Source organism: Pseudomonas sp. WSY_20 (assembly GCF_043104335.1).
Classification (GTDB): domain Bacteria; phylum Pseudomonadota; class Gammaproteobacteria; order Pseudomonadales; family Pseudomonadaceae; genus Aquipseudomonas; species Aquipseudomonas parafulva_B.
This window is the reverse complement of the sequence record NZ_JBICKP010000081.1, coordinates 1-575: the sequence shown is the minus strand read 5'-3', so window position 1 is coordinate 575 and position 575 is coordinate 1. Positions and strand designations below refer to the sequence as shown.

Genomic DNA, 575 nt, shown 5'->3' with positions numbered 1-575 from the left:
CCTTCCGGCAGTTCGCAGTTACCGGTCACGTCAGTGGTACGGAAGTAGAACTGAGGACGGTAGCCTTTGAAGAACGGAGTGTGACGACCGCCTTCTTCTTTCGACAGAACGTAGACTTCTGCGGTGAACTTGGTGTGCGGCTTGACCGAACCTGGCTTGACCAGAACCTGGCCACGCTCAACGTCGTCACGCTTGGTACCACGCAGCAGAACGCCGCAGTTCTCGCCAGCACGGCCTTCGTCCAGCAGCTTGCGGAACATCTCAACACCGGTGCAGGTGGTGGTGGTGGTGTCACGCAGACCAACGATTTCCAGTGGATCTTGAACGCGAACGATACCACGCTCGATACGACCGGTCACAACGGTACCACGACCCGAGATCGAGAATACGTCTTCGATCGGCATCAGGAACGGCTGATCAACGGCACGAACTGGCTCAGGGATGTAGGCATCCAGAGTTTCTACCAGCTTCTTGACAGCGGTAGTACCCATTTCGTTGTCGTCTTTGCCTTCCAGGGCCATACGAGCGGAACCGATGATGATCGGAGTGTCGTCGCCTGGGAAGTCGTAGGTGGA

1 protein-coding gene is annotated in these 575 nt (G+C 56.9%); it reads right to left on the bottom strand.

The genetic code is table 11. The features are described 5' to 3' along the window. Positions 1-575, bottom strand: a 575-nt coding sequence (locus ACF8E5_RS19250) for an EF-Tu/IF-2/RF-3 family GTPase (protein ID WP_392475674.1), incomplete at both ends; no start/stop codon positions are given.